General features: G+C 42.4%; 6 protein-coding genes. 2 read left to right on the forward strand and 4 right to left on the reverse strand.

Features of this window, described 5'->3' with window-relative positions; all coding sequences use genetic code 11:
* Positions 1–5: 5 nt before the first annotated feature.
* Both ACN5NT_RS05430 and ACN5NT_RS05435 read right to left on the reverse strand, forming a co-directional pair.
* Positions 6–398 (reverse strand): helix-turn-helix domain-containing protein, encoded by a 393-nt coding sequence (locus ACN5NT_RS05430; RefSeq protein ID WP_419174748.1) that lies wholly within the window; start codon positions 396–398, stop codon positions 6–8.
* Between the two features lie 68 nt (positions 399–466).
* Positions 467–703, reverse strand: coding sequence for a transposase (locus ACN5NT_RS05435; protein WP_419174749.1), 237 nt, complete (start codon positions 701–703; stop codon positions 467–469).
* A gap of 336 nt (positions 704–1,039) precedes the next feature.
* Here ACN5NT_RS05435 and ACN5NT_RS05440 point away from each other — a divergent pair, with 336 nt between their 5' ends.
* The gene (locus ACN5NT_RS05440) at positions 1,040–2,302 is read left to right on the forward strand and encodes a radical SAM protein (protein ID WP_419174750.1); all 1,263 of its coding nucleotides are present in this window, start codon (positions 1,040–1,042) and stop codon (positions 2,300–2,302) included.
* A gap of 63 nt (positions 2,303–2,365) precedes the next feature.
* On the opposite strand, the gene ACN5NT_RS05445 is transcribed toward ACN5NT_RS05440, so the two are convergent.
* Positions 2,366–2,557 (reverse strand): helix-turn-helix domain-containing protein, encoded by a 192-nt coding sequence (locus ACN5NT_RS05445; RefSeq protein ID WP_419174751.1) that lies wholly within the window; start codon positions 2,555–2,557, stop codon positions 2,366–2,368.
* Positions 2,558–2,570: 13 nt separating this feature from the next.
* Positions 2,571–2,717 (reverse strand): MerR family DNA-binding transcriptional regulator, encoded by a 147-nt coding sequence (locus ACN5NT_RS05450; RefSeq protein WP_419174752.1) that lies wholly within the window; start codon positions 2,715–2,717, stop codon positions 2,571–2,573.
* Between the two features lie 341 nt (positions 2,718–3,058).
* Here ACN5NT_RS05450 and ACN5NT_RS05455 point away from each other — a divergent pair, with 341 nt between their 5' ends.
* Complete coding sequence (locus ACN5NT_RS05455) at positions 3,059–6,172, forward strand: helicase-related protein (protein WP_419174753.1); 3,114 nt, start codon at positions 3,059–3,061, stop codon at positions 6,170–6,172.
* Positions 6,173–6,215 lie beyond the last annotated feature (43 nt).

Consider the following 6,215-nt stretch of genomic DNA (forward strand, 5'->3'; position numbering starts at 1 on the left):
TTTGACTATTCGCTGTTCGCAGATACTATCTTGCTTACTGTCGAATAATGCAAGCCTATGTGCCTGGCTATCTGCTTCTGCGTGTACCCGAATTCCAGATGGGCCTTGACGATGTCGGCATCTCTTTGAGCCTTACCTTCCCTGCCCGCACCAGTGAACAACTCCGTGAGTTGAGGCCTAGCTGCATGCCTCTGCACTTTGGGAACTTCTTCGGCCAGGGATTGCCCCTTGAGATGCGAACCCAACCCATCCAGAAAGGCCTCGCTGCCATAGACAACCTGGGCCCGGAGTTGTTCCCATGGTGACGATGGATTGAGGCAGCCTTCATGAACGAATTCTATATAGCGATGTCTGGCTATGGCCTTTTGTGGAGCAAATTGCCCTAAAACCCAGCCCATCGCCAAAAACTTCTCTTTCTCTGTACACTTCCCCGTAGCCGTAGCCTGATAGCTGCTCCAGCGCCATTTCACGGGGGGTGAACGCAGAGCCTGGCACGTACAGGATTGAGAACGATATATCTGCACAGCTCGAGAAGATGAGAATCCTTTTCCACCAGGATCGACGTATACCTGCCCTGGAAAACATGCCCGACAGTATTATGGGCTCTATTGGCATACTGGGTGTACACACCGTTGAGCTGCCGCATGCCGGAAGAGAGATTCCCATCAGGAGTCTCAACAAGAAGATGGTAATGGTTGTCCATCAGGCAGGAGGTTTATCTTGTCCCAAATTCAATGAGTAGTTAGCAGTAGTGTCTTTTACGATTTCAGGTGAATTGCTGTGACATGAAAAACAGTTAAAAGATGCTGAATTTGATTAAAAATGGAGTGGATTAGTATGATTAGTATACTGTCTATAAATGTGCAAAAGGGTAGTTTGAAATACTCCTTCACCAAGGACTGTTAGGCGATGCTGTTTAGGCATCGTCTTTTTTCGTTGGTTGTGCTATCTGCTGTGGACAAGGTGTAATACCTTCTTATGTTGCTGTCAGAAAATCCTCGAGCCATATTTTTTACATTAAAAGAGCGAAATAATTCCGATGAACGCAAATCTTGAAAAAATAGATCTTTTCACCAGGCTTCCTGAGACAAGCAAGGAATTTTTGATTTCCATAAGTAACGATCATAAATTTTCGTTTCAACAACTGCGTTTTCTGGTGGAGTTCGAGACAGATCTTTTTTGCTGGCAAGTCGGATCATTAGAGCAATTTTATAACGATGGTTGCAAACAGAACACTGCGGATAAGAAAGGGGTGAAAAAAGTATTTTCTCAGCTTGAATCTGGGTATTTGAGTTTGAAAAATAATCAGAAAAGTTATGAGAAATGTGAAAATGCTTTTGCAGAAACCACATTTCCTAAAGAACAAATTGTCACCAAGCCTCTCCATGGCAGTATCATGGGGCAATGTCCCGTGGCATCAGAAAAAACCAGATGTTGTAATCTGAGGACTCTCGATGCGGTACAGCAATGTGGTTTTGAATGCAGTTACTGTTCAATTCAGTCCTTTTACCACAACAATCAGGTGAGCTTTACCGAAGATTTTCCTAAGCATTTACAAAACCTTTCATTAGATCCTGACAGAACCTATCATATTGGGACCGGGCAATCGTCAGACTCACTTATGTGGGGCAATAGAGATGGGCTTCTGGATTGTCTTTGTGAGTTTGCTGAGAAGAACCCCAATGTCATACTGGAGCTGAAAACAAAGAGTTCTAATATCGGCTATTTTCTCAAAAATAAGCCGCCTTCCAATATGGTTTTCACCTGGTCTCTTAATAGTGATGTGGTTATCGCAGCAGAGGAAAAAGGGACGGCAAGTCTTAAAAAACGGCTAGAAAGTGCTGAGAAATTAGCCTCATGCTCCATTCCAGTGGGTTTTCATTTTCACCCTATGGTTTGGTATAAGGGTTGGAAGAACGACTATCAATATATTGCCAAAAAGATTGTTGAAATGTTTCGCCCCGAGCAGGTTGTGATGATTTCCATTGGAACCCTCACTTTTATAAAGCCCGTGCTTAAAAGAATTCGCGCAAGGATGCTCCAAAGTTCGATTTTGCAAATGCCCACCGTAGACTCGGCAGGTAAACTCAGTTACCCTCTAGATATCAAAAGAGATCTCTTTACCGGGGTCTATGATGCTTTTCCTGCCAGTTGGCAAGAACAGGTTTTCTTTTATATGTGTATGGAAGATGAATCTCTCTGGGAGCCAGTTCTTGGCAGAAGCTACGCCACCAATGAGGATTTCGAACACGATATGTTGCAAAACTATAGGGAAAAAATAAAGAGTATTGCCAAAGGGTAATTGTTCTTTTGAGAAGAGATAATTTTACAAATGTGCTGAATTCGGTCAGGTCTTGAATTTTGACTATTCGCTGTTCGCAGATATTATCTTGCTTACCGTCGAGTAGTGCAAACCTATGTGCGCCGCTATCTGCTTCTGCGTGTACCCGAATTCCAGATGGGCCTTGACGATGTCGGCATCCCTTTGAGCCTTACCTTCCCTGCCCGCACCAGTGAACAACTCCATGAGTTGCGGCCTACCTGCATGCCTTTGCACTTTAGGAACTTCCTCAGCCAGAGAATCTATCGGAGTCTGACCCCGGTTCTTTCACGGTTTCAGGGTTGATGTATCCGGCTTCCTGCCAGTATCGCAGTTGCTTTTCTGTCACGTTGCATTGTTTAGCAACTTCGCCAATACCTACTGTTTCATACCTCATATGTTCCTCCTTAAATTCTCATGTTAGGTTGGTCTCTTAAGAGGCGGGAAAATTCCACAATGCTTCCCTACCTAATTGGAGGTTAGATAATTCCCATAAGGTCTTTCCCTGCTGGAAACATCTTTCCTTTCTATAAGAGAGGTTAGTTAATTCATTGAAGGGGGATTTTTTTAGGAGACTGTAACTTTTTTACGGAAACACAACTGCAGGGCCCACAGAATTTGGGTATTTGCTTGTAATACAGAGCGATTACTACTACAATTCGAGGATTTTTTAACGCTGACAGGGAGTTAGGACGAATATACAGGCGGTTTATTCAGACAAAGGTTACCTAAGATAACATGCAGATACTCGACAATATAAACAGCCTCTGGGGTGACGATCTAAAAGAGACTCTACAGCAAGGTGCTAAACTGAAAATAGCCGCATCATGCTTTTCTATTTATGCCTTTGAAGCCTTGAAGAAAGAGTTGCAACATCTTGAATCTCTAGAGTTTATATTCACCGCTCCAACCTTTGTACCAACAAAAGTTACTGATAAAGCTGCCAGTGAAAGAAGAGAGTTTCACATCCCAAGAGCTGATAGGGAACGAAGTCTTTATGGTAACGAGTTTGAGATCGAACTGAAGAACAAGCTCACTCTGAGAGCGATAGCACGAGAATGTGCAGCTTGGATAAGGAAAAAAGCCATTTTCCGTTCTAACTCGTCAAAAGCACCAATGCAACAGTTTGCCTGTGTAGAGAAAAATGACCAGGACATTACCTACATGCCTTTACACGGGTTTACGGCAGTCGATCTCGGGTATCAGCAGGGAGATGCAGTTTCAAATTTTATTACTAAATTCGAAGATGCACCATCCACAAAGACCTGGCTCAGTTTGTTTGATCAAATATGGGATGATGAGTCAAAGCTTCATGATGTAACAGAAGCCATATGTACACATATCGAATCTGTATATAAAGAAAACTCCCCAGAGAAAATCTATTTCCTTATTTTGTACAACATCTTCAATGAGTTTCTTGAGGACCTTAATGAAGACGTACTGCCAAACGACCTTACAGGCTATAAAGATAGCATTGTATGGAACAAACTCTTCAACTTCCAGGAAGATGCCGCAACCGGAATCATCAACAAACTGGAGAGCTTTAACGGTTGTATTCTTGCGGATAGTGTAGGGCTTGGCAAGACCTTCACAGCTCTGGCGGTAATAAAATATTACGAATTAAGGAACAGATCAGTCCTGGTTCTATGCCCTAAAAAGCTCGCGGATAACTGGCAGACATACAGGAGTAATTACAAAACTAACATCCTGGCTGGTGATCGCCTTAACTACGACCTCCTTTTTCACACAGATTTGTCTCGTTCCAAAGGGGAGTCAATGGGGCTGGATTTGTCAAAAATTAACTGGGGTAATTATGATCTCATCGTAATAGATGAATCACATAATTTCCGTAACAGTGGTCGTAACATCAAAGAGAAGGAAACCAGATATGAGCGCCTGATGAACGCAGTTATAAAAACAGGCGTTAAAACAAAGGTGTTAATGCTTTCTGCTACGCCCGTGAACAACAAGTTCACAGACCTGCGTAATCAGTTAGCCTTGGCATATGAGGGTGAATCAGAACAACTCCAGAAGAAACTCGATACAACCAAGACGATAGAAGAAATTTTCAGAAATGCTCAACGAGTCTTTAACGACTGGTCAAAACTGCCACCAGAAGAACGAACTACTAAAGCTATCCTGGATGCTTTAGACTTTGACTTTTTTGAGCTTCTGGATTCTGTAACCATCGCCCGTTCCAGAAAACATATCGAAACATTCTATGACACCTCTGAAATAGGCACTTTTCCAAAACGTAGATCCCCTCTCTCGTACAGAATACCGCTAACACAAAGAAAAGATGTAATTGGTATCAATGATATCTACCTCACATTGCGGGACATCAAGCAAGCCGTTTACGCTCCGATGAACTATGTCTTTTCGAGCCGCCTTTATAAATATGAAGCAGTGTATGATACTGATACCAGAGGTGGTCGTCTTCGTCAGCAAGACCGAGAGAAGGCGCTTCAAACGCTTATGACCACAAACCTGTTAAAGCGTTTAGAAAGCTCTGTGGAAGCTTTTCGCATCACATTGCATAACCTTGAGGATCGTATTACCACTACGTTGAATGGAATTGAGAAATTTGAAAAATTAGGTATTGCAGATTCCACAGAGTACTTTGCAGGTGCTGATGACTATTTAGCTTTAGCTGCAGCAGAAGATGAAGAACTGTATAATTCAGACTTTTATACAGAAGGGAAAACACAATTCAATTTAGCAGATATGGATCTTGCCTCCTGGAAACATGACCTAGAGGAAGATCAGACTGTTATTTCGATGCTCCTGGAAGAGATGGAGAAGGTGAGTGTTGCAGATGATGCCAAGCTACAGCATCTTCAAGAACATATCTTTAACAAGCTAGAAGTCCCTATCAATAAAGGAAACAAAAAGGTCATTGTTTTTACTGCCTTTGCTGATACAGCTAATTACCTGTACAACAACCTGGCAGGAAAACTTGCTACACATGGTGCACACTGTGCAAAGATAAGTGGAGGTGCTGGTGTTAAAACTACCCTTGGAGCCGGTTTTGATTTCCAGAAAACTCTTACCTTCTTCTCACCTATATCAAAAGAAAAGGCTCTCATCTTCCCTGATGAACCGGGTGAAATTGACATTCTGATTGGTACTGACTGTATATCAGAGGGACAGAACCTCCAAGATTGCGACTATCTCATTAATTACGACATTCACTGGAACCCTGTCAGAATAATCCAGCGCTTTGGTCGTGTCGACAGGATTGGCTCTAAAAACGAGACTATACAACTGGTCAACTACTGGCCTGACATTTCACTGGACGAATACATTAACCTGAAAGAGCGGGTTGAAAACCGGATGCACATAGTAGATATCTCCTCAACTGGGGATGATAACGTGCTGTCTGCAAAGGCGAACGACGTAAGTTATCGGAAAGAGCAGTTAAGAAAGCTCCAAGACGAAGTCATTGAGTTAGAAGATCTGAAAACTGGAGTAAATATTACAGACTTGGGTCTTAATGATTTCAGGATGGACCTTCTCGGGTATATAAAAAGCAATGGAGATTTAGGTCATTTGCCTAATGGACTACATGCAGTTGTACAGGAAAATGAGACTATCGGCCTTAAGCAAGGTGTTATTTTTGTTCTGAGAAACAGAAATTCGGAAGTAAATATAAATCAGCACAATAGGCTGCATCCTTACTATATCATCTATATTAATAATGCTGGTGAAGTGTTGATCGACCATACACAGGTAAAACCCCTCCTCGATTTAATGAGAAGCAGCTGCAAAGGACAAAGTGTGGCTTTACACCCTCTGTGCAAAGCTTTTAATGAAGAAACTGATCCTGCTATAAAAGAGTGGACACTCAGATAAGCCAATATTAAAGAGATTGGCAGGAGGAAGATATGAGTGTTCA

The organism is Desulfosediminicola sp., assembly GCF_048381775.1.
Lineage (GTDB): Bacteria > Desulfobacterota > Desulfobulbia > Desulfobulbales > Desulfocapsaceae > Desulfopila > Desulfopila ganghwensis.

Excerpts from the sequence above, each read along its gene's own strand:
- ACN5NT_RS05435 (WP_419174749.1), bottom strand. The coding sequence starts at position 703 with ATGGACAACCATTACCATCTTCTTGTTGAGACTCCTGATGGGAATCTC.
- ACN5NT_RS05450 (WP_419174752.1), bottom strand. The coding sequence starts at position 2,717 with ATGAGGTATGAAACAGTAGGTATTGGCGAAGTTGCTAAACAATGCAAC.
- ACN5NT_RS05455 (WP_419174753.1), top strand. The coding sequence starts at position 3,059 with ATGCAGATACTCGACAATATAAACAGCCTCTGGGGTGACGATCTAAAA.
- ACN5NT_RS05440 (WP_419174750.1), top strand. The coding sequence starts at position 1,040 with ATGAACGCAAATCTTGAAAAAATAGATCTTTTCACCAGGCTTCCTGAG.
- ACN5NT_RS05430 (WP_419174748.1), bottom strand. The coding sequence starts at position 398 with ATGGGCTGGGTTTTAGGGCAATTTGCTCCACAAAAGGCCATAGCCAGA.